This window comes from Variovorax sp. P5_A3 (genome assembly GCF_056400665.1).
This window is the reverse complement of sequence record NZ_JBFUKW010000001.1, coordinates 340,345-365,114: the sequence shown is the minus strand read 5'-3', so window position 1 is coordinate 365,114 and position 24,770 is coordinate 340,345. Positions and strand designations below refer to the sequence as shown.

Here is a 24,770-nt window from a genome sequence, read left to right as displayed (position 1 = left end):
GTTTTGGGTGGTGGTCACTTAAAGCGTCCTTGATTCGCAGCGCGGCTGCGGCTTTTTCCCCAAGAGGAGAACCATGAAGAAACTGAATAAAGTGGCGATGATGTTTGCAGTCGCTGCGCTCGCCACTGCCGCCGGCGCGCAGAACCGTGTCACCGCTGCGAATGGCGGCCCGGCGATCGACAACTGGCAAAACGGCACCGGCGAACTGGTTTGGAAGAATGGCACGAATGAGCTGTGCTGGCGCGATGCCAACTGGACGCCCGCAACGGCCGCCGCTGGTTGCGACGGCGCACTTGTTCCCGCTCCGCCTCCTGTGGCAACGCCTGCTCCGGCTCCCGCACCTGTTCCCCCGGCAGTCGCTGCTTCGAAGGTCACCTTCGCTGCTGACGCATTCTTCGACTTCGACAAGTACGTCCTGAAGCCGGAAGGCCGCGCCAAGCTGGACGACCTGGTCTCGAAGATCAAGGACGTGAACCTCGAAGTGATCATCGCTGTCGGCCACACCGACTCGATCGGTACCGTTGCCTACAACCAGAAGCTGTCGGTTCGCCGCGCTGAAGCCGTCAAGGCCTACCTGGTCTCGAAGGGCATCGAAAAGAACCGCGTCTACACCGAAGGCAAGGGCAAGAGCCAGCCGATCGCTGACAACCGCACCGCCGAAGGCCGCGCCAAGAACCGTCGCGTGGAAATCGAAGTGGTCGGTACCCGTCCCAACAAGTGATTCGAAAGAATCGCTAATGAAACCCCGCCTCGGCGGGGTTTTTTTATGGACGATTCACAGGCTGTCGATAGCGCGCCAGCGTGTATCGGCAATTCCGTCGATTCATAATCACCGGATGACCGATACCGTGAATGCCGATCCTGCCGAACTCGCCAAATTTTCCGAGCTCGCGCACCGCTGGTGGGATCTTGAAAGTGAATTCCGACCGCTGCACGAGATCAATCCACTCCGCTTGGAGTGGATCGATGGCATCGCACCGATTGCGGGGCAAAAAGTGCTCGACGTCGGTTGCGGCGGCGGGATCCTCGCCGACTCCATGGCGCGCAAGGGCGCGGAGGTGCTCGGTATCGACCTGGCCGACAAGGCGCTCAAGGTAGCCCAGTTGCACGCCCTCGAGGCCGGAACGCGCGGGGTGAAGTACCGGTCGGTCAGTGTCGAGGCGCTCGCTGCCGAGCAGCCCGGGAGCTTCGATGTCGTCACCTGCATGGAGATGCTCGAGCATGTGCCGGAGCCCGCCTCGGTCGTGAAGGCCTGTGCCGAACTCGTCAGGCCCGGAGGATGGGTCTTCTTCTCGACCATCCATCGGAATCTCAAGTCCTTCCTCCTTGCCATCGTGGGCGCGGAATACATCCTGGGGATGCTGCCGCGCGGCACGCACGAGTACCAGAAGCTGATTCGTCCCAGCGAACTCGCCGCGCATTGCCGGGCCGCGCAACTCGATCTGCGCCATACGCGGGGGATGGAGCACAACCCCGTGACGCGGCGCTATTGGCTCAGCGACGACACGAGCGTCAATTACATGTTTGCGACCCAGAAGCCGGCGGTGGGCCAGTGATGGGGGCCGGTGCAACGCAAGCCGTCCTCTTCGATCTGGACGGGACGCTGATCGATAGTGCTCCCGACCTTGGAGCCGCAGCCGACCAGATGCGCACGGAGAGGGGGATGGCCTCGCTTCCCTTGGAGCGTTATCGCCCGATGGCCGGTGCTGGTGCGCGCGGCATGCTCGGCGTGGCGTTCGGCATCACGCCCGATGCGCCCGAGTTTGAGTCGCTGCGCGAGGAGTTCTTCGTCAAGTACGAGGCCCGCATGCTGCGGAACACGCAGGTCTTCGACGGAGTGGTCGAACTGGTCGAGGCACTTCGCGCCCGCGGGCTGCGCTGGGGCGTCGTCACGAACAAGTCGGTTCGATTCACCGGGCCGCTTACGCGCTCGATCCCCCTGTTCGAAACGGCCCTGGCGATCGTCAGCGGCGACACGACGCCCTACTCGAAGCCGCATCCCGAGCCCCTGTTCGAGGCGGCGCGACAACTCGGCGTGCCGCCGGGTGCCTGCGTCTACGTGGGCGACGACGAGCGGGACATCATGGCAGGCCGCGCCGCCGGCATGCGGACGGTGGCGGCCACCTACGGCTACATGGGCGAACAGGCCGAGGTCGCGCGCTGGGACGCGGACGCGGCCATCGCTTCACCGATGGAGCTCTTGCAGTTGCTCAAACAGGCCTAAAATGATTGGCTTGGGGCTGCACTGGTTTCGACGCGGGTTCGGAATCGCAGCGGGGCATGTCGAGCTGAATGCGCTCGTAAAACAGATTCAAACAAACTAACTGCAAACGACGAACGTTTCGCACTCGCCGCTTAATTGCCGGTGAGCTTTGCAACAGCAGGCCGATGGGCTGGGCAAGGGGGCGCTAGAGCAATCTGACGCCTCCCGGCTGCAAAGATAATCTACATGGGCTGGCTCCGATCCGGGTACCTTGGGTCGGGACGAGAAAATAGGGTACTGGCGGCCGGTGTAGCGTGCGACTGCGCGACACCGGTGGCGAGACCCAAATCAGACCGCTAAACATGTAGATCTGCGCGAAGAAGGCTTGCGGACGGGGGTTCAAATCCCCCCAGCTCCACCACATACGCGAACCGGCGTCGGCGAAAGGCTGGCGCCGGGCTCGCAACGCCTGCCGCCACGCCGTCGGGCGGCGCACTCCCCACCATCGCTGACACGTGTCCGTGCATGCGCGCGCTATAGTCCTGTCGCTTTGGCACACAGCTTCATCGAGACGCTCGCGTTCGCCGAGACATTCTCTGAAGGACACATGACATGAAAAATCTTGAATGGACTTCGGTGCTCCGCACCGCCGTCGCCGCTGCGCTCGCGCTGGCCGGCGCCGCTCAGCTTCACGCTGCCTCCCAGGCGCCGGTGGCGGCCGAGAACGGCATGGTCGTCAGCGCGCAGCATCTGGCCACCAAGGTCGGCGTCGACGTGCTCAAGCGCGGCGGCAACGCGATCGACTCGGCAGTCGCCGTCGGCTACGCGCTGGCCGTGGTCTATCCGGCGGCAGGCAATCTCGGCGGCGGTGGGTTCATGACCGTGCAGCTGGCCGACGGCCGCAAGACTTTCTTCGATTTCCGCGAGAAGGCGCCCCTGGCAGCGACTGCCAACATGTACCTCGACAAGGATGGCAACGTCATCAAGGGCTTGAGCACCAACGGCCACCTTGCCGTCGGCGTGCCGGGCACCGTGTCCGGGCTCGAGCTGGCGCGCGAGAAGTACGGCACCATGAAGCGTGCGGCCCTGATCGCCCCGTCGATCAAGCTCGCTGAACGCGGCTTCATCCTGGAGCAGGGTGACATCGACATGCTGGCAACCGCCACCGCCGACTTCGGGAAGGATCCCGTTTCCGGCGCCATCTTCCTGAACAAGGGCGAACCTTTCGCGGTCGGCCAGAAGCTCGTCCAGAAGGACCTGGCGAAGACGCTCAGGGCCATCAGCCGCAACGGCACCGACGGTTTCTACAAGGGGCCCGTCGGCGCCGCCATCGTGGCATCGAGCCAGGCCGGCAAGGGACTCATCACGCAGGCTGACCTCGACCAGTACCGGACGCGCGAACTCCCGCCCGTCGAATGCGACTACCGCGGCTACCACGTGATCTCGGCACCGCCGCCGAGCTCGGGCGGGGTGGTGATCTGCGAGATGCTGAACATCCTCGAGGGCTATCCGCTCAAGGACCTCGGCTTCCGCTCGGCGCAGGCGGTCCACTACCAGATCGAAGCGATGCGTCACGCCTATGTCGATCGCAACAGCTACCTGGGCGACCCGGACTTCGTGAAGAACCCGCTCGACCGGCTGCTCGACAAGGAGTACGCCGCGAAGATCCGCGGCGTCATCGACCCGGCGAAAGCAGGCGTCTCCAAGGACATCAAGCCCGGCGTCGCGCCGCACGAGGGCAGCAACACCACGCACTACTCCATCGTCGACCAGTGGGGCAACGCGGTGTCGGTGACCTACACCCTCAACGACTGGTTCGGCGCCAAGGTGACGGCCGCCAAGACGGGCGTGCTGCTCAACAACGAGATGGACGACTTCACCTCGAAGGTGGGCGTGCCCAACATGTACGGCCTCGTGCAGGGCGAAGCCAATGCCATCGCCCCGGGCAAGCGCCCGCTGAGCTCGATGAGCCCGACCATCATGACCAAGGACGGCAAGCCGGTCTTCGTCGTCGGCACCCCGGGCGGCAGCCGCATCATCACGGTCGTGCTTCACTCCATCCTCAACGTGGTCGACTACGGGATGAACGTGCAGGAGGCGGTCGATGCACCGCGCTTCCATCAGCAATGGCTGCCGGACGTGACCAATGTGGAGACCTTCGCGCTCTCGCCGGACACGCGCAAGATCCTCACCGACATGGGCCACAACCTGGGCGTGCCGCAGCCGGCCAACCACGTGGCGGCGATCATCGTGGGCGCGCCCTCGCTCGGCGGCAAGCCGGTGGGCGCCAATCGCTTCTATGGCGCCAACGATCCGCGACGCAACACGGGACTCGCGCTGGGTTATTGATGCGGATCGAGGAGATTCTCTACACGCAGGGGTTCGGTACCCGACGCGTTTGCGCCGGGCTGGTCCAGCAAGGCTTCGTGACCATCGCAGGTTCCGCGGTCGAAGATCCCGGGGCCGATGTCGAGACCGAGGCCTTGCGTTTCACGGTGCAAGGCACCGAGTGGGAATACCACGAGAAGGCCTACCTGATGTTGCACAAGCCCGCCGGCACCGAGTGCTCGCAGAAGCCGTCGACCTACCCCAGCATCTACACCTTGCTGCCGTCGCCGCTGCGGTTGCGGCCGAACAAGGGCGCCGTGCAAGGCGTGCAGGCGATCGGCCGGCTCGACCAGGACACCACGGGTTTGCTGCTCCTCACGGACGACGGCCAGTTCATCCACCGCATGGGTTCGCCAAAGCACCATGTGCCGAAGGTCTACGAGGTCACGACCAAGCACCCGGTCGACGAATCGCAGGTGGCACGCCTGCTTGCCGGCGTGGTCCTGGACGATGACCCGAAGCCGGTGCGGGCCGCGGCCTGCGAGGTCGCCGGCCCGCTGCATCTGAGTCTCACGCTCACCGAAGGCAAGTACCACCAGGTCAAGCGCATGCTGGCCGCGGTGGGCAACCGGGTCGAGGTCTTGCACCGGTCGCGCATTGGTGTGCTCGCATTGCCCGACGATCTGGCGCCAGGCCAATGGCGCTGGCTGCGCGCGGAGCAAGTCGAAGCGTTGCGAAACGCACGAAGCGGTCAGCCTGCGACAGGGGGCGATCGTTAAAATCGCAAGACCTCTTCCGGAATTCCTCCCTTGCGCCCCTTTTCCTCCCTGACAGGCCGCCTTGCGGCCTTTTTGTTTGTGTGCGCGGCGCTTCCGTCGCACGCCGCCGAACCACCGCCCGTCTTCGTGCTCAACTCGCTCGACGCGACAGTCAGCGTGATCGATCCGGCCAACTGGACCGAGAAGCAGCGCATCCCGACCGGCAAGGAACCGCATCACCTCTACCTGGCGCCCGACGAGACTTCGCTGATCGTCGCCAACTCGGCAGGCGATTCGCTGACCTTCCTGAACCCGCGCACGGCCGAGGTCCAGCGCGTCGTCTACGGCATCATCGATCCGTACCACCTGCGTTTTTCGCCGGACATGAAGTGGTTCATCACGGCGGGCAATCGCCTGAACCACGTCGACATCTACCGCTGGGACGGCAAGGAGCCCAAGCTCGTCAAGCGCATCCCGACGGGCAAGACGCCCAGCCACATCTGGATCGATGGCAAGAGCGCCACCGCGTACGTGACCATGCAGGACAGCGACGAACTGATCGCAGTCGACATTGCCACGCAGACCATCCGCTGGCGCGTGCCGACCGGCCCGATGCCCGCCGACATCTTCGGCATCCACGACGGTAAGACGCTGCTGGTCGGCCTGACGGGCGGCGACGGCGTGCAGGTGTTCGACGTCGCGGGCGCGCAGCCACGGCTGGTCGGCAAGATCCTGACCGGCAAGGGCGCGCATGCGTTCCGTTCCGCGGGAGACGGCCGAAGCGTGTTCGTGAGCAACCGCGTGGCCAACACGATCAGCCGCATCGACATCCAGACGCTCCAGGTCACCGACACTTACCCGGTGCCGGGCGGGCCTGACTGCATGGATGTCTCGGCCGACGGCAAGACCCTTCTCGTGACCTCGCGCTGGGCGAAGAAGCTCAGCGTGGTCGACCTCGCCAGCCACAAGGTGGTCCAGCAGGTCAACGTAGGTCGCTCGCCGCATGGCGTCTGGACGCTCGCTCATGCCAAGCCCTAGGACCATTCCTGCGCTTCTGTTCGCGGCAGCTTCCGCCATTGCATCGGGATTGCCCACCGCCGCAGTCGCCGAGGGCGCCTGCACCAAACCGGTGTACCTGACATTCGATACGGGCCATATGGGCGTCGCCCCCCTGGTTGCCGAGGTGCTGAAGCGGCAGGACGTGCGCGTGACCTTCTTCGCCGCCGCGGAACGCACCCAGACCGATGGCGACAGTCTCGACAACCACTGGGCGTCATGGTGGAAGGCGAGGGCGGCCGAAGGCCACGAATTCGCATCCCACACCTACGACCATGCAGTCTGGCGCGGCGACCTGCCCGGTGTCGAGCCACGTTTTCGCATCAAGCCGACGGCAGGCGCATTTGCCGGCCGCGAGTTCACCTGGGACGCCAAGCAGTATTGCGCCGACGTCGCCAAGTCTTCCGAACGCCTGCAGGACGTCACCGGCAAGAAGCCGCTCCCGCTGTTCCGTGCGCCAGGCGGCAAGACGTCGCCGAAGTTGCTGGCGGTGGCCAAGGCCTGCGGTTTCGAGCACGTTGGCTGGGCGCCCGCGGGCTTCCTGGGCGACGAACTGCCGAGCGAGAAATTCAGCAACGAGAAGCTCCTGCAACAGGCGCTCGACAAGATCGAGCCCGGGGACATCCTGCTCGCGCACCTGGGCATCTGGTCGCGCAAGGATCCGTGGGCGCCAGCCAACCTCGAGCCGCTGATCGTCGGCCTCAAGGCCAAGGGCTTCTGCTTCGAAACGCTGCGCCAGCATCCGGCCTACCGTGCCTGGATCGCCGCGCATCCCTGAACCTTCCGGCGTCGTCCGGGTCGCACGCCAATGGACTGGCTCACCGATCTTTTCGCGAACCTGCAGCAGTGGCTCTTCGAGACCGCCGTGCAGCCGGTGGTCTACGCCGTCGGCCTCGGTGGCTGGGTCGAGGACGCGTTCGACGCCACCGGCTGGCTGCTGGTCGGGATGATCCAGATCGCGGTGCTGGTCGCCGTGATCGGCCCGCTCCAGCGCTGGCGGCCTGCCGAGCCGGTGGTGGACCGCCGCGCCATCCGCACCGACGTGCTCTATACGCTGATCCATCGGCTGGGCCTCTTCAGGCTGGCGATGTTCTTCGCGCTCCAGCCGGTCTTCGACGATGTACTGGGCTCGGTGCGGTCGGCGGGCTGGGGTTCCTTCCATCTCGACGAACTCTGGCCCGGCGTCACCGACGTACCGTGGATCGCATTCGCGATCTACCTCGTCGTGCTGGACCTGGTCGAATACCTCATCCACCGCGGGCAGCACCGCTTCCAGTGGTGGTGGGCACTGCATTCGCTGCATCACTCGCAGCGGCAGATGACGATGTGGAGCGACAACCGCAACCATCTGCTCGACGACGTGATCCACGACACCATCATCGTGATCGTCGCGCAGGTCATCGGCGTCGCGCCGGGCCAGTTCATCGCGATCGTGGCCTTCACGCAGCTCAGCGAGAGCGTGCAGCATGCCAACCTGCGGCTGAGCTTCGGCGCGATCGGCGAGCGGCTCTGGATCAGCCCGCGCTTTCATCGCGTGCACCACAGCATCGGCATCGGGCATGAATCGCAAGGGCCGAAGACGCTCGGTGGACACAACTTCGGCGTGCTTCTGCCCTGGTGGGACATGCTCTTCGGGACCGTCAATTTCGAGCGTCGCTACGACCCCACCGGCATCCGCGACCAGGTCGAGCCCGACGAACGGGGCCGCGTCAAGGAGTACGGCCGCGGCTTCTGGTCGCAGCAATGGCTGGGCCTCAAGCGCCTGGTCGGCAGGGGTTGACGGAGGCTGCACGCGCTGGCGTTATCCTCGGCGTCGATGCGTCTTCTTCTCGATTCATTCTGGCGTTCGGTTGCCTATTGCATGCACCCCCGGGTGATCGTGCTGTCATTGCTGCCGCTGGGGCTCATGGTGGTGCTCGCCGCGGTTTTCGGCTATTTCTACTGGGACGCATCCGTCGCGTGGACGCGTGAGGCGCTGGATGCCTGGCCGCTGCTGTCCAGTTTCTGGGGCTGGATCGGCCGCATGTTTTCAGGCGACGTCACGGCCATGCTGGCGCCGCTGCTGGTGGTGTTCGCGGCCACGCCGCTCATCGTGGTGGTGTCGCTGCTGATCGTCGCCGGCTTCATGGCGCCGGCGCTGACCCGCCTGGTGGCGGAGCGGCGCTTTCCGGCGCTGGAGCAGAAGAAGGGCGCCTCTTTCTTCGGCAGCATGGCCCGATCGCTCGGACTGACCGTGCTGGCCATGCTGGCCCTCGTCGTGTCGATGCCGCTCTGGCTCATTCCGCCGCTCGTGCTGATCCTTCCACCGCTCATCTGGGGCTGGCTGACCTACCGCGTGATGAGCTTCGACGCGCTCGCAGAGCATGCGAGCCCGGAGGAGCGTGACGAACTCCTGCGCAAGCATCGCCTGCCACTGCTCGGCGTCGGCGTGCTGTGCGGGTACCTCGGCGCGGCTCCGGCCATCGTATGGGCGTCGGGATTGCTTTTCGCGGCCGCCTTCTTCGTGCTCGTGCCCATCGCGATCTGGATCTACACGCTGGTGTTCGCCTTCTCGGCGCTGTGGTTCGCCCACTATTGCCTCGACGCGCTGGCGCAACTGAGAATGCAGCGCGCAGCCGCCGCTGTTTCACCACCCGCGGTTGAGTTGGCCGATGCCAACGCAGCCGCTAGCCAATGGGGTGCTCCATGAGCCGTTCTTTCGGTCTGATCGTCGTTGGCGACGAAATCCTCTCCGGCAAGCGCATCGACAAGCACATGCCGAAGGTCATCGAACTGCTCGCCGAGCGCGGGCTGGAACTCGGATGGGCGGAATACGTGGGGGACGTGCCCGTGCGCATCACGGCGGCGCTTGGGCGTGCCTTTGCGTCGGGCGACATCGTCTTCTCGACCGGCGGCATCGGCGCGACGCCCGATGACCACACGCGCCAGTGCGCGGCTGCGGCGCTCGGCGTGCCGCTCGGCCTCCATCCCGAGGCCGAGGTGCTGATCCGCGAACGCATGCAGGACACGGCGCGCGAGCAGGGCACCGTCTACGAGCCCGACCGGCCCGATAACGTGCACCGTCTCAACATGGGCGTCTTTCCGCTGGGCGCGAAGATCATCCGCAACCCGTACAACAAGATCCCTGGCTTCAGCGTGGGCGACGTGCACTTCGTGCCGGGCTTCCCGGTCATGGCCTGGCCGATGATCGAGTCGGTGCTCGACGAACGCTATGCCAATCTCTTCGCACGCGGGCGGGCCGCCGAACGGTCGGTGATCGTCTACGGTGCCATGGAAGCCTCGTTGACGCCGCTCATGGAAGCTGTCGAGCTTGCGCATCCGGGCATCAAGGTGTTCAGCCTGCCGAGCGTCGATCACGCCGAGCACGGGCGCCATATCGAGCTCGGCGTCAAGGGCGATGCCGAGCGGATCGGTGCCGCCTATGCGCAGCTTCTGGCAGGCCTGCACGCCTTCGGCGCACGCCTTGGCCCCGAAATGGTGCGCTAATTTGGTGCGCACCAATTTGGTTACAACTCGCCTGTTTTTGGGGTCCGGCGACAGCGCCAAACCCCGGTCGGCTGCAGTGACAATGGCACAGAAACTGCATTCCGGTTTACCCGTACTTCCAACCACTATCCAAACCAGGAGAACCTGATGGCAAAGACCGTCGCCGATGTACTCAAACTCGTCAAGGAAAACGAGGTCAAGTTCGTCGACTTTCGCTTCACCGACACCCGCGGCAAGGAACAGCACGTGACCGTGCCGGTTTCCGCGTTCGACGAGGACAAGTTCACCGCGGGCCACGCCTTCGATGGTTCGTCGATCGCCGGTTGGAAGGGCATCGAGGCGTCGGACATGCAGCTCATGCCCGACCCGAACACGGCCAACATCGACCCCTTCTTCGAGGAAACGACGCTGATCCTGACCTGCGACGTGGTCGACCCGTCGGACGGCAAGCCCTACGAGCGCGATCCGCGTTCGCTCGCCAAGCGTGCCGAGGCCTACATGAAGGCATCGGGCCTGGGCGACACCGCCTACTTCGGACCGGAACCCGAATTCTTCGTGTTCGACGGCGTGCGCTGGTCTAACGACATGTCCGGCTGCTTCGTGAAGATCGAATCCGAAGAAGCTGCCTGGAACACCGGCAAGGAATTCGAGCACGGCAACACGGGCCATCGCCCGGCCGTCAAGGGCGGCTACTTCCCCGTGCCCCCGGTCGACAGCTTCCAGGACATGCGCTCCGAAATGTGCCTGGTGCTCGAATCGCTCGGCATCCCGGTCGAAGTGCATCACCACGAAGTGGCCAACGCCGGCCAGATGGAACTCGGCACCAAGTTCAGCACGCTGATCCAGCGCGCCGACTGGGTCCAGCTGCAGAAGTACGTGATCCACAACGTGGCCCACGCCTACGGCAAGACCGCCACCTTCATGCCCAAGCCGATCGTCGGTGACAACGGCTCCGGCATGCACGTGCACCAGTCGGTCTGGAAGGACGGCAAGAACCTGTTCGCAGGCGACGGCTACGCCGGCCTGAGCGAGTTCGCGCTGCACTACATCGGCGGCATCATCAAGCACGCCCGTGCGCTGAATGCCATCACGAACCCCGGCACCAACAGCTACAAGCGCCTGGTGCCCGGCTTCGAAGCCCCTGTGAAGCTGGCCTACTCGGCCAAGAATCGCTCGGCCTCGATCCGCATTCCGTTCGTGGCCAACCCGAAGGGCCGCCGCGTCGAAGCGCGCTTCCCGGATCCGCTGATGAACCCGTACCTTGGTTTTGCAGCGCTGCTGATGGCCGGCCTCGATGGCGTGGAAAACAAGATCCACCCGGGCGAAGCCGCGAGCAAGGACCTCTACCACCTGCCGCCGGAAGAAGACGCGCTGATCCCGACCGTGTGTCACAGCCTCGACCAGGCGCTCGAGTATCTCGACAAGGACCGCGCGTTCCTGACCAAGGGCGGCGTGTTCACCGATGCCTACATCGACGCGTACATCGACCTCAAGATGCAGGAAGTCACGCGCTTCCGCATGGCGACCCATCCGGTCGAGTTCGACATGTACTACTCGTTGTGATGTTGCTCGCCCCAGGGCGTTAAAAAGGACGGCTTTTGCCGTCCTTTTTCTTTTTGGGCGGGTAGGAACACCAGCACGGTACACGTATCGAATTGCACGAAAATGCCGATTTGCTGCGCACTCCATCCATGACCATGAAGACTCTCTCCGTTTTGCTGCTCACCGCTTTCGCGGCGGCTGGCGTCCACATGCAAGTCCAGGCGCAGGAGCGCGTCTGGCGCTGCGGCAACGAATACACGAACAACGCCACGCAGGCACAACAACGCGGGTGCAAGCTGATGGAAGGCGGCAACGTCACGGTCGTGCAGGGCGCGCGGCCGATCGCTTCCGCGGCATCGAGCAGCGCGGCGCGCTCTTCCGCAACCAGCCCGGCGGGCAGCCCTCGCGTCGAGGGCGTCGACCAGCGCGCGCGCGACGGCGAAGCCCGATCGGTGCTCGAATCCGAACTCAAGAAGGCACAGGATCGGCAAGCCCAGTTGCTGAAGGACTACAACAGCGGCGAACCCGAGAAGCAGGGCAGCGAGAGCAAGAACTACCAGAAGTACCTCGATCGCGTGGCCGAGATGAAAGCCGAGATCGCGCGCAACGAGAGCGACATCGCCGGCATCCAGCGCGAGATCGGTCGCCTGAAATGAAGCTCGCCCCCAGGCTGCGCGCACTTCGTGTCGCTTCGCCAACCCCCTGCCGGGGGCAACGCCTTCGGACCGGCGGAGCCGGATCCGTGGCGTTTCGGGAAGGGGCTTCCTCACGTGGCGTTTGGTAAGTCGGCAGGGCCGGGCAAGCGCTTCCAGGCCTTTGATCTTCTCTCTACGCTGATTGCGGTGGTTCGCACCGACGGGTCAGTGCTTTATGCGAACTCGGGGCTCGAAGTTGCGCTCGGCACCTCGCGGCGCACGCTCGAAGGTTCGCAATTCGGCGCCTGCTTCCATGAGCCCCAGGTGCTGCGTACCGCGATCGACGGCGCGCGCAGCAATGACTTCGCGACGCTTCGCTACGAAGCGCTGTTGCGTCGTGTCAATCACGAACTCATGCCTGTGCAGGTGACGCTCGCGCAGAGCGACAAGGCGGGCGAGCTGATCATTGAGATGTCACCGCTCGAACAGCAGGTGCGGCAAGACCGTGAAGAGCGCTTGCTCGACCAGGCGCAGGCCAACAAGGAACTGATCCGCAACCTCGCGCACGAGATCAAGAACCCGCTCGGTGGCATCCGCGGCGCGGCACAGCTGCTGCAGATGGAAGTCGAGTCACGCGACCTCATCGAGTACACGCAGGTCATCATCCACGAGGCCGACCGGCTGCAGACGCTGGTCGACCGGCTGCTGGCGCCGCACCGGCGGCCGCACGTGGTGGGCGATGTCAACATCCACGAGGTTTGCGAACGCGTGCGCTCGGTCATCCTCGCGGAATTTCCGCGCGACCTGCACATCGAGCGCGACTTCGACGTATCGATCCCGGAGTTTCGCGGCGACCGCGAGCAGCTCATCCAGGCCACGCTCAACATCGTTCACAACGCTGCCCAGGCGCTGGCGGAACGGCGTGCCGCGGGCGATGCCCAGATCACCTTCAGGACCCGCATCGCGCGCCAGGTTATCTTCAATAAGCAGTGGTATCGACTGGCACTGGAATTGCATGTCATCGACAATGGACCGGGCGTGCCGGACGCGATCAAGGACCGCATTTTTTACCCGCTGGTGTCGGGCAGGGATGGCGGTACTGGCTTGGGATTGACGCTTGCGCAAACCTTTGTGCAACAGCATCACGGCGTGATCGAAGTCGACAGCGTCCCGGGCCGGACCGATTTCAAGATATTGATACCGCTGCCCTAGCAGCCACGCAACAAGGAGCTGCATGAAGCCGATCTGGATAGTGGACGATGACCAATCGATCCGCTTTGTGCTGGAAAAAGCGCTACTGCGCGAAGACCTGCCAACCCGTAGCTTCACCAACACGCGCGAAGTCCTCGCGGCCCTCGAAGCGGCTGCCGACGACGAACTGCAGGGTCCCCAGGTCCTGGTGAGCGACATCCGCATGCCGGGTGGCTCCGGTCTCGATCTGCTCGACAAGATCAAGGCCAAGCACCCGGGGCTGCCGGTCATCATCATGACCGCGTTCTCCGACCTCGACAGTGCCGTTTCGGCCTTCCAAGGGGGCGCTTTCGAGTACCTCCCGAAGCCTTTCGACCTGCCGCGCGCGGTGGAACTGATCCGTCGCGCCGTCGACGAAAGCCAGCGCGAGGAAGTCGCCGAGGAACGCATGGCGGCCGCCCCTGAAATGCTCGGACAGGCGCCTGCGATGCAGGACGTCTTCCGTGCGATCGGGCGGCTCTCGCAAAGCAATGTGACCGTGTTGATCACGGGCGAATCCGGCTCCGGCAAGGAACTGGTGGCGCGTGCATTGCACAAGCATTCGCCCCGCGCGACCGGGCCTTTCGTCGCGATCAACACCGCGGCCATTCCGAAGGATCTTCTCGAGAGCGAACTGTTCGGCCACGAGCGCGGGGCCTTCACCGGCGCGCAGACGATGCGGCGGGGCCGCTTCGAGCAGGCGGAGGGCGGCACGCTGTTCCTGGACGAGATCGGCGACATGCCTTTCGATCTCCAGACACGGCTTTTGCGCGTACTGAGCGATGGCCACTTCTATCGCGTGGGCGGCCACAACTCCGTCAAGGCCAATGTGCGCGTGATCGCGGCGACACACCAGGACCTGGAGCAGCGCGTCAAGCTCGGCGGTTTCCGGGAAGACCTTTTCCATCGGCTCAACGTGATCCGCCTGCGGCTGCCCGCACTGCGCGAGCGCGGCGAGGACGTGCCCGCGCTCACGCGCCATTTCCTGCAGCAGAGCGCGAAGCAACTGGGCGTCGAGCCGAAGCGCATCTCGGATGCGGCGCTCGCGCAACTGGCGACCTTCGGCTTTCCCGGCAACGTGCGGCAGCTCGAAAACATCTGCCATTGGCTGACGGTGATGGCGCCCGCGCAACTCATCGAAGCCAAGGACCTGCCGCCCGAAGTGATGGCAGGCGCGCACGTCGAGGCGCCTGCGGCGGTTGCATCGTCGGCGCCGGCATCGACTGTCGAGCGCGAAGCTGTCTTGGCTGGCCCGTCGGCAGCCGGGGCGCCCGCGACCGTGTCCGCGCCGGCCGCTGGCGCGCCGGCTTCGGTCGCGTGGGAGAGCGGGCTCGAATCCGAAGCGCAGAGCATGCTGGCGGCCGGACGTACCGACGTCTGGGATGCGCTCTCGCGACGCTTCGAATCGCGCCTGATCCTCACGGCCCTGGCGAACACGCGGGGACGTCGCATCGAGGCCGCGCAGAAGCTCGGCATCGGCCGCAACACCATCACGCGCAAGATCCAGGAACTGGGTCTGGAATGATCCGCTGACTCGCCGGGCTCAGCGGTTGCGCTGGCCCAGCGTCAGCGTGTCGAGCTGGAACTGCCCGCTCTTGTCCCACAGCCAGGTGTCGACGTACGTGTGGGCGCCGACCTTGCCGGGGTTCGGCAGGGGCGATGCGTCCTTGATCAGCTTCTCGATCATCGGCGCCACTTCCGGCGCATGGCTGGGCGTGCGACTGAAGTACACGCCCGTGACCTTGCCTGTGCTGTCGATGTCGGTCTCGGTGACGACCACGGCATAGACCAAGGGCGGAATCTTGCCCTTGTAGATTCGCTTGGGATAGGTCTTGTAGATGTACGCCGCGCCTACCTTGCGATAGGACTTGATTGCGGGGGTCTGTGAGGTGATGAGCCGCTCGGGCGGACCCTTCGCGGCGGGGCCGTCTTCTTTCGCGGCCTGCGCAGGCGTCTCGCTCTTCCCATCCTGTTTCAGGGCCTCGCAGCCGGCAAGGCCGAGGGAGACAACGAGAAATGCCAGGATGAGATTGTTTTTCATGGTGTCAGATCCAGTATCACGGGGGCGTGATCGCTCGGCTTCTCCCATTTGCGCGGCACGCGGTCGATCACGCAGCCCTTGACGCGCGGGACCAGCGGTTGGCTCACCAGGATGTGGTCGATGCGCAATCCGCGGTTCTTCTGATAGCCCAGCATGCGGTAGTCCCACCACGAGTAGCTCTTCTCGGGCTGCTCGAAGAGGCGGAAGCTGTCGGTCATGCCCAGCTTCAGCAAATCCTTGAAGTGATCGCGCTCGGCGGTCGTGTGGTGAATCGTCTCCTTGAGCCCGACGGGGTCGAAGCTGTCGCGGTCTTCCGGCGCGATGTTGAAGTCGCCGAGCAACACGAGGTCGGGATGAGCGACCAGTTCCGCGCGCAGCCAGTCGCGCAACGCGCTCAACCACCGCAACTTGTATTCGAACTTGTCGGTGCCCGGCGCCTGGCCGTTCACGAAGTAGCCGTTGACCACGCGAAGCTCGCCGGCGGGCGTGTCGATGGTCGCGCTGATGACGCGCGAATGCTCGTCGGTGAACCCGCCGATGTTCTTCACCACGTCGCGCACTGGTGCCAGGCTCAGGATCGCGACGCCGTTATAGGTCTTCTGGCCGAACACGGCAGCGTCATAGCCAGCGGACTTCAGAACTTCGAGCGGAAACTTGTCGTCGCTCATCTTGAGTTCCTGCAGGCACAGCACATCGACGGGGTTGGCGATGAGCCAGTCGAGCACATGCTGCAGCCGTGCGGTGAGAGAGTTGACGTTCCAGGTGGCAATTCGCATGGTCATGTTTACGTATTGTTTTTAAATGATTCAATTTTCTTCTTCATGATTCATACCCCCTAGGGTACCCCTAGCTGATTGCCTTGCTTGGTCGCTCGCCTCAGGGCTCCAACGCCTTCTGCGCCAGGGCGGAGTGGTGGGCAACGGGCGCGCACTCAGTGTATAGAAGGTCTCATGTCTACCGTTCATTCCTGAGTTGTCGGATTTCACCCATGGTCGTCCTTCTCGGCAGCGCATTGGCTCGCGCCGTATGGCCGAACCGGTACGCAGTACTTCTATGCAGACGACGCTGGCGCCAGATCGCGACCGAAGATGGTGGAGCTCCGATCGACGTCGTTGTCGATTTCCTGATGCCTCGCAACGCCGAGATCGCCAAGAACGTGCCGCCGCTGATCAGCGACTTCGCGGTGCAAAGAGCGGACGGTGCCGACCTGGCTATGCGCTTCTATTCCTGTGGTTGGGGCTGTAGTTCAGGGCCTTGGCGCCGGTGCGTCCTCGGAGCCTGCCTACCAGCGCACCTTGAGACCCACCGAAGCCTGCACCGAGGACTTCACACTGGCATCGCCGCCAATGCTCCACAAATGGCCGACTTCCCCATAGACACTCGTCGCCGGCGTCAGCGACAGCGTCGCACCCGCGGCCACTTCGGCTGCGCTGTAGCCAGTTCCGCTCGCGATGGCGGTCGCGCCGGCCGGGCCGACGAAGGTGGCGACATCGTCGCCGAAGCTCGCGTAGTACAGGTTCAATCGTCCGTAGGGCTGCAGCCGTCCCGCGCTCGTCGCGAGATCGCCCTTGATGCGCACGCCGAGCCGCCCGATCCAGCCACTGTCCGTGTCCTGCTGCACGCGCGCACCGCCGAGGATGAGGTCGTCGAAGCTGCTGTGCTGCCACGCAAGCTGCGCCTGAGGTTCGATGCTCCAGCGGTCGTTGAGCGCAAAGGCCTTGCCGCTTTCGATCGAGGCCGTGAAGCTGCTGGCCTTGCCCGAGATGCGCGGGTTGATGTCGGGCTTCACGTCATAGCGCTGGCTTGCGCCCTGCAACACGCTGTCGACGTACCAGCCGCTCGCATCCATCCACGTCGCGTACGTGCCGAGAAAGCGCGAGCGCATGTCGTTGTTACCCACCCTCGCCGATAGCCCGCGCGCGTTGCCGCTGACGTCGGCGCTGCCGTCCAGGTAGCCGACATAGATGCCCGCCTTCCATGCGTCAGCGACGAACAGATCGGTGCCGACCTGCAGGCCGCTCACACGGCCGTCGCTGTGGGGCTGGGCGATGCCCGGCTGCTCGATGTCGAGGTCGGCGTACACGAGGCGGCCCCACGCACGGCGCGTGCCGGCGCCTGTGGCGCCTGATGCGGTGCCGGCGTTGGTGATCGCTGCGGGATCTTCGTCGCCCATGCGTCGATGCAGATTGCCCAGCATCGCCAGATCGGCCTGCCTGAACTGCGCGGGCAGTGCGGCCACGAGCGGCACCTCCGCGCGGTAGGTCGGGATCTGGATCGGAGGTGTCGAAGGTGGCGTCGGCTGCGCGCCGGGAGGCAGCACTTCGCCTACCGGCGGCGAAATCACAGGGGGCACGACCGTGGTGGTCGAACGCAGGTACCAGTCCTCGCCAGCGCCCAGCGCGTCGGCCGCAATGAGGCGGTATTCGAAAGCGCCTGCATCCACGTGACCGCCTGCCAGGCTGAACGCGCTGCGGGTGGTCTGCGCGGTCGTGGTGGCGCCGTTGGTCGCACTGATGACCTCGATGCCGTTGCCCGTGGTCAGCGCTCCGAGGCCACCGAGGTTCACGATCTGCACGCGGGTGCCGCCGCTCGCAACGGCCGTGGGGCCGTCGAGCACCAGCCTGTCGCTCGCGCTGGCGCTGCCGGCGAGGGTGGTGCCGAGCCTCAGAAGACCGCCATTGCCCACATACGGCCCTGCAACGGTCAGCGTACTGCCGGGCACGCCACTCGCCAGATTGACCGTGCCGCTGTTGGTCAACGCGGCCACGCGCTGATTGAAGCCGGCCGTATCGAGCGTCGCGAACTGCGCCACCGAGTGGGCGGACGCCGCGCTGAAGGTGTTGGGCGCGGCCGCGCGGAGGGTGCCGAGGGCCACGTTGGTGGCGCCGCTGTAAGTGTTGCCACCCGACAGCACCAACGCGCCGCTGCCGTTCTTCGTGAGTGCACCGCCGCCGGAGATCACGCCCGACAGCGTTTCGGTGAAGGCGCCGGTGTCGATGACGGGATCGCTCGTCCCGGTCAGCACCACGGCGTTGGCCAGGTGCAGGCCGTCTGCGGCGAAGGCCAGCGTCGTGCCTTCGTCCATCGACAGCGCACCGCTGCCGAGTGCGCTGCTGTTGACGATCGTGATCTGGCCGCCCTTGAGGGCAGTGCCGCCGCTGTAGCTGTTGACGCCTGCGAGAGTGAGGTTCGATCCGTTGAGCTTGGTGACCGTGCCGCTGCCGCTGATCGCCCCATCGAAGCTCAGCGCATTGCTGCGGTCGAACACCAGCGCGCCGTTGTTGACGACATCGCCCGTGATGCTGCCCGTCGCGCCGCCGTTGCCCAGTTGCAGGGTGCCGCCGCTGATGGTGGTGCCGCCGCCGTACGTGGCATCTGCACCCAGCACGAGCGTGCCGTCGCCGGCTTTCACGAGTGCGCCGCTGCCCGCCACGCTGCCCGTGTGCGTCAGGGTGGTTCCGGCGGCTGTGTCGATCGCACCAACCGACGCGCTGATCGTCGTGGTGCGTGCCGTGGAGATATTACCCGTGGTTCTGAGCGTGCCGCCGGCGAAATTGAGCGCACCGCCCGCGGCGCCGAGGTTCGTGTCCTGCGAGATTTGCAGCGTGCCTGCGCTGATGGTGGTCCCGCCCGTGTAGCTGTTGGCGCCGGTGAGCACCAGCGTCCCAAGATCGGTCTTGTCGATGCCCCCGGCACCGGTCAGCGCGGACGCGATCGTCGCGACGTAGCTCGCGCCCGGCCCCGAGCCGTCGCCCACGCGAAGCGTGTTGCTGCCCGCGGCCAGCGTGATGGGCTGTCCTTGCACCCGATAGCCGCTGCTGGCGAACTGCATGCCGCCCGACACGACGGCGCCCAGCGTGTCGTCCACGGCCACGGTGCCTGGTGTGGCGGTGAAAATCGCAAAGGTGCCCGAGGCATAGGGCGCGTTGACCGCGCCGCTGGACTCGGCCCAGTTGTCGTTGCCGGTCGTGGCCTGCCACACGCCATCGCCGCCGTTGATGACGCCGTTGTTGTGCACCGCGTTGCCGCCATCCCAGAAGTTCAGGACGAGGCCGGCGGTATTGACGAGGTTGACCTGCTGCGGCACGGACGTCTGGACGAACAGCGTGCTGCCCGTCGGCTGCGTGCCGATCGCCAGGCCGTTGTCGGTCAGCGCGCCGCCGTAGGTGATCACGCGGTACAGGCCCGGCCCGGCCGCGCCACCGCCCGGCGCGCTGAAATTGATCGTGCCGTCCAGGGTCAGGTTGCGCCCGACCACGGTGAGGTCGTTGAGCGACCCGCCCACGACGTTCGACTGCCCGTAGTCGTAGGCCAGTACCGATGACGAGGCCAGCGCCAGGTCGCCCGCGATGGTCAGCGTGCCTGGCGAGTTGCCTGGCGAGTTGCCGGGCGCCAGCGCTCCGTCGGCGATCGTCACGCTGCCGCCGAAAGTGCCGGTGCCCCCCAGCGTGCCACCGGTGGCAACGTTCAGGGAGCTGGCGGCGTTGCCCAGTACGCCATCAAGCCACAGGGCGCCGTTCGTGACGCTGGTGGAGCCCGCGAAGGCTCCGCTGCTGCCGGTGAGCGTGGTGCTGCCACTGCCGATCTGCGAAACCGTTCCGGCACCGCTGATCGATCCGGCGAAGGTCAGGGCGTTGCTGCGGTTGAAGACGAGCGTGCCATTGTTCGCGACATCGCCTGCGATGCCGCCCGACGTACCGCCAGTGCCCAGTTGCAAGGTGCCACCGGCGATGGTCGTTCCACCTGTGTAGGTACTGTCGCCGGTCAGCGTCAGCGTGCTGGCGCCGAGCTTGGTGACGGCACCCGTGCCGGAGATCACGCCGCCGAAGGTGACGTCGTCCGAGCGGTTGAACGCCAGCGTGCCGTTGTTGGTCACGTTGCCGACGATCGAGCCCGTCGTCCCTGCGTTGCCCAGCTGCAGGGTACCGTCCGTGATGGTCGTGCCGCCGGTGTAGGTGCTGTCGCCGGTCAGTGTCAACGTGGCGCTGTTGAGCTTGGTGACGGTGCCGGCACCGCTGATTGCGCCACCGAAGGCGACGTCGTCCGAGCGGTCGAACGCCAGCGTGCCGTTGTTGGTCACGTCGCCGACGATCGATCCCGTCGTCCCTGCGTTGCCCAGTTGCAGGGTACCGGCAGTGATGGTCGTGCCGCCGGTATAGCTGTTGGCGCCGGCGAGGACCAGCGTGCCCAGATCGGTCTTGTCGACTCCTCCGGGCCCGGCGAGCTCCGACACCACGGTGGCCACGTAGCCCGCTCCCGGCGCCGTGCCGTCGCCCACGCGCAGGGTGTTGCTGCCGGCGGCCAGCGTGATCGGGCCGCCTTGCACCACGTAGTCGCTGCTGGCGAACTGCATGCCCCCGGAGACCACCGCGCCCAGGCTGTTGTCCACCGTCACCGTGCCTGGCGCTGCCGAGAAGATCGAGAAGGCGCCGTTCGCATAAGGCGCATTGATGGCACCGGTGGCCTCGGTCCAGTTGTCGTTGCCTGCCGAGGCCTGCCAGGTCCCGTTGCCGCCATTGACCACACCGTTGTTGCGCGGCACGGTTGCGCCATCCCAGAAGTTCAGCGCCAGGCCCGCCGTGTTCACGAGGTTGACCTGGTTGGCGACGGCGGTCTGCACGAAGGTCGTGCTGCCGGCGGGCTGTGTGCCGAGGACGAGGCCGTTGTCGGTCAGCGTGCCGCCGTAGCTGATCACGCGGTAGAGGCCGGGGCCGAAGGTGCCGCCTGCCGATGTGGAGACGTTGAGCGTGCCGTCCAGCGTCAGATTGCCGCGCACCACGGTCAGGTCGTTGAGCACGCCGCCGACGGTACCGGCTTGTCCGAATTCGTAGTTGAGTCGCGAGGCGCCTGTCAGCGACAAATTTCCATTGATGGTCAGCGTGCCGGGGGAGGTGCCGGGCGCGAGGATGCCGTCGCTGATCGCGACGCTGCCGCCAAGGGTGCCGGTGCCGCCCAGCGTTGCGCCGTTCGCCACCGAGGTGAGTCCGGTGGCTCCCGTTTGATCGCCGTTGACGTAGAGCGATCCTGCCGAAACCGTCGTCGCACCGGAATAGGTGTTCGTGCCCGTCAGCACCGTCGTGCCGGTGCCGATCTGGGCGAGCGTGCCTCCACCGCTGATCGTGTTTCCCACCGTGTAGCTGTTGCTGCGGTTGAAGCTCAGCGACGCGCCACCAGCCACCGTGACCGCTCCCGAACCGAGATTGCCGGTGGTGCCGCCATTGCCGAGTTGCAGGGCGCCTGCATTAATGGTGGTGGTGCCGGCGTAGGTGTTGGCGCCGGTGAAGGTTTGGGTGCCGGAGCCGATTTTGGCGAGATTGATGATCGCGTTCGGGCCGCCGGCATCTGCCGCATGTTCGCCCGTGTTGGTCAGGCTGCCGCGGATGACACCGTCAAAAGTGCCCGAGCCTCCGTTGACACCAACGGTCAACGTGTATCCGACCACACCGCTTTCCGTCAGAGAGTTCAAAGCGCTGTTTCTAACCGTGCCACCGCCGGTTAGAGCATCTACCGTTACCTTGTTGCCGCGCAAATCGAAGGCAGCGCCGCTGCCGACATCCAAACTCGCGCGATTGGCACTCCAGTCGGCGGTGTAATTGTCGTTGCCAATATAGCCGGTGCCCGACACCTTGATTTGTGTACCCGCAGAGCCGGTGACGGCGCCCGCGAACCGATTGATGGCGCCCGCATTGTTCTGGTTGTATTCCAAGATGCCGCCGGTGATCAACACCGGGGCGCCGGTGATCTCGTTGATCGCTGTGGACTTTCTCAGCGTCACCTGGCCGGCTCCGGCCTTGGTGATTTGATTGTTGCGCAGGCCGCCTGTGATGTCGAAGGTCAGGTTGGCGCTGGCCGAGGTCACGTCAATGACGGCCGCCCCTGAGTTCCAGTACAGGTCACGCGCGGTGGTGGATTGGCTGCCGGTGCCGGTGTAGCGAAGCGTTGCGCCGTTTTGTATGGCAATGAAATTGCTGCCGGTGCCCGTTCCGAGTTGGCTGGCGTCGGAAAACTGAATGGTGTTGGCGCCGGTGCGCCCTACCGCCAGGAAGCCGGTGAATGAGCTCGGCGCGGTCAGCTGCCACGTTCCGTTGCCATCCCCATAAACGCTGAAGTTGCCATTGATGGCTCCAATGGTGTTCATTCCGGTGACCGAACTGCTGCCAAGGACCAGCGCCTGTGCTGCGGGCGTGGTGAGTGTCACCGCGCCGATGTTCGCATTCACGCCAGTGGCGTTCAGTGTCAGATTGAACGCACCAGGGCTGGTGATGTTCCCCGTGGCGAGGGTGTAGCCGTTGCCACCGGTGAAATTGAGGGTTGGCGACTGCCCTGTCGAGATACGCAGGTTGCCCAGCGTCAGCGTTCTTCCAGCGCCAGCACTCGTGAGTTGGTTGGCGTCGATGGTGTAGTTGCGGGTGTCGTTGTTGCCGAAGCCGCCGATGCTGCCGCCGGCTGTGGCAAACACGGTGTTGGTGTCGCTACGGAGTTGGAGCGTGGTTCCATCGCCGTTGATGGTGAGGGCCGAATTGGCGAGCGCCCCGCCATCGGCCAAGCGCAGGATGCCACCGCTGAGGTTCGTGGCCCCCGTGTGGTTGTTGGCCGCCGAAAGCACAGCCATTGCGTTGGCGCTGTTCACACTCAATGAGGTGGTGCCGGTCAGGCCGTTGAGTGAGGTCGCGTTCAACTGGGTGCCTGCTGCAGCACCCCCAAAGTCGATGGCGGTGCCGTTCAGCGAGCCGGATACGGCCAGCACGCCACCGATGATTCTGGTGGCGCCAGTGTAGGTGTTGGGGCCCGCAAGCGTCAGCGTTCCAACGCCCGTCTTGATCAAGCCGGCGGTCCCTGCCAGGGTCGCGCTGATCGTGTGGGTGCCGCCGAGGGTGTTGATGGTCGGTGTGCTGCCGGCCAGGGTGAGCGTGCTACCCCCAAGTGTGTAGCTGGACGAAGCGCCGAAGCTGAGGTTGTGCACGGTGATGGGCGTACCCAGGGTCGCCGCCATGATTCCCGTTCCGTCGAAGACCGCGTCGTCGAGCGCGCCGTTGTTCCAGATCGAAGGGCTTCCTCCGGTGCCGGTCGCACTCGTGTTCCAGAAGTTGTTGGTGGTGTTCCAGGTGCCGGTACCACCAAGCCCTGGGGTTATGCCGTTGATGTCCCAGTACAGCGTGGCTGCCGCCGCGGGCATTGCCCAGGCGCTCGCCACGGCGAAGGCCAGGACGGTTCGCCGCAATGCGCCCGGACAAGTTCGCGCTCGGGCCTTGCCGCCGCTCTGTGTGCGCGCCGTCTCGGGCACTGCCACCCAGGATGACAAGGCAGCGTTCCAGAGGCTGCGATACGACTTGTTCATGATGAAATCCGGTTCTGTCGCAATAAGGAGTGCGTGACGAGCGAATGGGGCTGCGAGACAGCGGGCTCAAAACGCCAGGTTGTTGTTCGAGTACTTGTTCTGGCGTAGCTCGATGGCCGCGTCACTGTCCTCGATCAGGTCATGCACAGCCGCGGTGTTGGTGCCACTCCTGTCGATCGTGATCTTCTCGGGCGCGTCGTGCTGCAGGCCGATGGCGCGCTCGAAGACGCGCCGGGCGGGCTCGATTTCCCACTTGGATCCCCCAGAATTTATTTGGGCCGAGCATATGGGCAATCCGGCAAGCGCGCGCCTTCCCTAAAGGGCAGTAGACGCCGCCATGGAAACCGCACACATTGCTCAGACTGGCCTATGTGCGCGCTGATCTCCGGTTTCATGTTGTTGTCGTCGAGGACGAAGCGAGCGTCGATCGCTTGCCGGGGAGGCTGCTGCATCTCTCACGCGCACGATAAGGATCGCGCCGCTTTCGTCGACTCAGGCTATCGCTGGACGTGCGCGTGATTGGACACCCGCTGCGCTGCGGGCCTGGATCGGCATCTCAGGCTTGGCCGATTTGATCTTGATGGTGGACAGCATAGCGGGGGTACGATGCGATCAGTACCCCCAGCCATACCCCCAATAGCTCAAGAGCTTTGGGCAGTCAACGCCGTTCGAGCGTGACGAAGCTGAACGGAAGGCCGTTGGCTGCCGTGTGAGATTCGCGCGCGGTTTCGTGCCAGCCGGCGCCGAATTTCGGTGCCCATGCGTCGCCTTCGTAGTCGCGATCGATCTCGGTCACGAGGGCACGTTGCGCAAGGGGTTCGGCTTCCGCATAGATCTGCGCGCCGCCGATCACCCATGCTTCAGGTGCGTTGTCGCGTTCGCAGATCGACAAGGCCGCGTGCAGGCTTGGCGCGCGCTCTGCGCCGTCGCCTTGCCAATCCGTCTGGCGTGTGATGACGATATTGCGACGACCTGGCAGCGGTCGGAAACGAGGCGGCAGCGAATCCCAGGTCTTCCGGCCCATGATCACCGGCGCACCACCGGTCTGTTTCTTGAAATGCGCCAGGTCCTCCGGCAGATGCCAGGGCATCACGCCGTTGAGGCCGATCACGCCGTTGCTGGCGCGGGCGAGGATCAGGTTGACGCGCATCGC

General features: G+C 65.1%; 18 protein-coding genes, 1 other RNA gene and 1 pseudogene. 15 read left to right on the top strand and 5 right to left on the bottom strand.

Features of this window, described 5'->3' with window-relative positions:
* Positions 1–73 precede the first annotated feature (73 nt).
* From ompA to ntrC, 15 genes are all read left to right on the top strand, one after another.
* The gene (ompA, locus tag AC1D3B_RS01620) at positions 74–721 is read left to right on the top strand and encodes an outer membrane protein OmpA (protein ID WP_478188904.1); all 648 of its coding nucleotides are present in this window, start codon (positions 74–76) and stop codon (positions 719–721) included.
* A gap of 115 nt (positions 722–836) precedes the next feature.
* Positions 837–1,556: a bifunctional 2-polyprenyl-6-hydroxyphenol methylase/3-demethylubiquinol 3-O-methyltransferase UbiG gene (gene ubiG, locus AC1D3B_RS01615; protein WP_478188903.1), complete on the top strand. Its 720-nt coding sequence runs from the start codon at positions 837–839 to the stop codon at positions 1,554–1,556.
* Positions 1,556–2,224 carry a phosphoglycolate phosphatase gene (gene gph, locus AC1D3B_RS01610; protein WP_478188902.1) on the top strand — a complete coding sequence of 223 codons (669 nt, stop codon included), beginning with the start codon at positions 1,556–1,558 and terminating at the stop codon, positions 2,222–2,224. Before ubiG ends, gph begins: the two co-directional genes overlap by 1 nt.
* 12 nt (positions 2,225–2,236) lie before the next feature.
* Positions 2,237–2,624: a transfer-messenger RNA gene (gene ssrA, locus AC1D3B_RS01605) on the top strand.
* A 191-nt stretch (positions 2,625–2,815) separates the two neighbouring features.
* Positions 2,816–4,552 carry a gamma-glutamyltransferase gene (gene ggt, locus AC1D3B_RS01600; RefSeq protein WP_478188901.1) on the top strand — a complete coding sequence of 579 codons (1,737 nt, stop codon included), beginning with the start codon at positions 2,816–2,818 and terminating at the stop codon, positions 4,550–4,552.
* Positions 4,552–5,310, top strand: coding sequence for a pseudouridine synthase (locus AC1D3B_RS01595; RefSeq protein WP_478188900.1), 759 nt, complete (start codon positions 4,552–4,554; stop codon positions 5,308–5,310). Before ggt ends, AC1D3B_RS01595 begins: the two co-directional genes overlap by 1 nt.
* Before the next feature lie 72 nt (positions 5,311–5,382).
* Positions 5,383–6,327, top strand: a complete 945-nt coding sequence (locus tag AC1D3B_RS01590; RefSeq protein WP_478189006.1) for a YVTN family beta-propeller repeat protein — start codon at positions 5,383–5,385, stop codon at positions 6,325–6,327.
* Positions 6,314–7,123, top strand: a complete 810-nt coding sequence (locus AC1D3B_RS01585; protein WP_478188899.1) for a polysaccharide deacetylase family protein — start codon at positions 6,314–6,316, stop codon at positions 7,121–7,123. The genes AC1D3B_RS01590 and AC1D3B_RS01585 overlap by 14 nt, the downstream gene beginning before the upstream one ends.
* 30 nt (positions 7,124–7,153) lie before the next feature.
* Entirely contained in the window at positions 7,154–8,125 is a 972-nt protein-coding gene (locus AC1D3B_RS01580) for a sterol desaturase family protein (RefSeq protein WP_478188898.1), read from the top strand.
* Positions 8,126–8,161: 36 nt separating this feature from the next.
* Positions 8,162–9,034 carry an EI24 domain-containing protein gene (locus AC1D3B_RS01575; RefSeq protein WP_478188897.1) on the top strand — a complete coding sequence of 291 codons (873 nt, stop codon included), beginning with the start codon at positions 8,162–8,164 and terminating at the stop codon, positions 9,032–9,034.
* Positions 9,031–9,831: a competence/damage-inducible protein A gene (locus AC1D3B_RS01570; RefSeq protein ID WP_478188896.1), complete on the top strand. Its 801-nt coding sequence runs from the start codon at positions 9,031–9,033 to the stop codon at positions 9,829–9,831. Before AC1D3B_RS01575 ends, AC1D3B_RS01570 begins: the two co-directional genes overlap by 4 nt.
* 147 nt (positions 9,832–9,978) lie before the next feature.
* Positions 9,979–11,394 carry a type I glutamate--ammonia ligase gene (gene glnA / locus AC1D3B_RS01565; protein WP_478188895.1) on the top strand — a complete coding sequence of 472 codons (1,416 nt, stop codon included), beginning with the start codon at positions 9,979–9,981 and terminating at the stop codon, positions 11,392–11,394.
* Positions 11,395–11,528: 134 nt separating this feature from the next.
* Complete coding sequence (locus AC1D3B_RS01560; RefSeq protein ID WP_478189005.1) at positions 11,529–12,029, top strand: hypothetical protein; 501 nt, start codon at positions 11,529–11,531, stop codon at positions 12,027–12,029.
* A gap of 114 nt (positions 12,030–12,143) precedes the next feature.
* Positions 12,144–13,220 carry a nitrogen regulation protein NR(II) gene (glnL, locus tag AC1D3B_RS01555; RefSeq protein WP_478188894.1) on the top strand — a complete coding sequence of 359 codons (1,077 nt, stop codon included), beginning with the start codon at positions 12,144–12,146 and terminating at the stop codon, positions 13,218–13,220.
* A 22-nt stretch (positions 13,221–13,242) separates the two neighbouring features.
* The gene (ntrC, locus tag AC1D3B_RS01550; protein WP_478188893.1) at positions 13,243–14,763 is read left to right on the top strand and encodes a nitrogen regulation protein NR(I); all 1,521 of its coding nucleotides are present in this window, start codon (positions 13,243–13,245) and stop codon (positions 14,761–14,763) included.
* A gap of 18 nt (positions 14,764–14,781) precedes the next feature.
* Here the strand turns inward: ntrC and AC1D3B_RS01545 are convergent, their stop codons facing one another.
* The 5 genes and pseudogenes from AC1D3B_RS01545 to AC1D3B_RS01525 form a co-directional block, all read right to left on the bottom strand.
* Positions 14,782–15,279 (bottom strand): hypothetical protein, encoded by a 498-nt coding sequence (locus tag AC1D3B_RS01545; RefSeq protein WP_478188892.1) that lies wholly within the window; start codon positions 15,277–15,279, stop codon positions 14,782–14,784.
* Positions 15,276–16,055: an exodeoxyribonuclease III gene (xth, locus tag AC1D3B_RS01540; RefSeq protein ID WP_478189004.1), complete on the bottom strand. Its 780-nt coding sequence runs from the start codon at positions 16,053–16,055 to the stop codon at positions 15,276–15,278. The genes AC1D3B_RS01545 and xth overlap by 4 nt, the downstream gene beginning before the upstream one ends.
* 506 nt (positions 16,056–16,561) lie before the next feature.
* Positions 16,562–23,617 carry an autotransporter-associated beta strand repeat-containing protein gene (locus tag AC1D3B_RS01535; protein WP_478188891.1) on the bottom strand — a complete coding sequence of 2,352 codons (7,056 nt, stop codon included), beginning with the start codon at positions 23,615–23,617 and terminating at the stop codon, positions 16,562–16,564.
* A gap of 81 nt (positions 23,618–23,698) precedes the next feature.
* Positions 23,699–23,854, bottom strand: a pseudogene (locus AC1D3B_RS01530) (IS6 family transposase); the annotation flags it as partial.
* A gap of 421 nt (positions 23,855–24,275) precedes the next feature.
* Entirely contained in the window at positions 24,276–24,767 is a 492-nt protein-coding gene (locus AC1D3B_RS01525; protein ID WP_478188890.1) for a dihydrofolate reductase, read from the bottom strand.
* Positions 24,768–24,770: the final 3 nt, after the last annotated feature.

Bases quoted from the DNA above. Each gene is read 5' to 3' on its own strand.
- AC1D3B_RS01575 (WP_478188897.1), top strand. From the start codon at position 8,162: ATGCGTCTTCTTCTCGATTCATTCTGGCGTTCGGTTGCCTATTGCATG.
- ntrC (WP_478188893.1), top strand. From the start codon at position 13,243: ATGAAGCCGATCTGGATAGTGGACGATGACCAATCGATCCGCTTTGTG.
- ggt (WP_478188901.1), top strand. From the start codon at position 2,816: ATGAAAAATCTTGAATGGACTTCGGTGCTCCGCACCGCCGTCGCCGCT.
- ubiG (WP_478188903.1), top strand. From the start codon at position 837: ATGACCGATACCGTGAATGCCGATCCTGCCGAACTCGCCAAATTTTCC.
- AC1D3B_RS01535 (WP_478188891.1), bottom strand. From the start codon at position 23,617: ATGAACAAGTCGTATCGCAGCCTCTGGAACGCTGCCTTGTCATCCTGG.
- AC1D3B_RS01570 (WP_478188896.1), top strand. From the start codon at position 9,031: ATGAGCCGTTCTTTCGGTCTGATCGTCGTTGGCGACGAAATCCTCTCC.
- AC1D3B_RS01560 (WP_478189005.1), top strand. From the start codon at position 11,529: ATGAAGACTCTCTCCGTTTTGCTGCTCACCGCTTTCGCGGCGGCTGGC.
- gph (WP_478188902.1), top strand. From the start codon at position 1,556: ATGGGGGCCGGTGCAACGCAAGCCGTCCTCTTCGATCTGGACGGGACG.
- ompA (WP_478188904.1), top strand. From the start codon at position 74: ATGAAGAAACTGAATAAAGTGGCGATGATGTTTGCAGTCGCTGCGCTC.
- glnA (WP_478188895.1), top strand. From the start codon at position 9,979: ATGGCAAAGACCGTCGCCGATGTACTCAAACTCGTCAAGGAAAACGAG.
- xth (WP_478189004.1), bottom strand. From the start codon at position 16,055: ATGCGAATTGCCACCTGGAACGTCAACTCTCTCACCGCACGGCTGCAG.
- AC1D3B_RS01585 (WP_478188899.1), top strand. From the start codon at position 6,314: ATGCCAAGCCCTAGGACCATTCCTGCGCTTCTGTTCGCGGCAGCTTCC.
- AC1D3B_RS01525 (WP_478188890.1), bottom strand. From the start codon at position 24,767: ATGCGCGTCAACCTGATCCTCGCCCGCGCCAGCAACGGCGTGATCGGC.
- AC1D3B_RS01545 (WP_478188892.1), bottom strand. From the start codon at position 15,279: ATGAAAAACAATCTCATCCTGGCATTTCTCGTTGTCTCCCTCGGCCTT.
- AC1D3B_RS01595 (WP_478188900.1), top strand. From the start codon at position 4,552: ATGCGGATCGAGGAGATTCTCTACACGCAGGGGTTCGGTACCCGACGC.
- AC1D3B_RS01580 (WP_478188898.1), top strand. From the start codon at position 7,154: ATGGACTGGCTCACCGATCTTTTCGCGAACCTGCAGCAGTGGCTCTTC.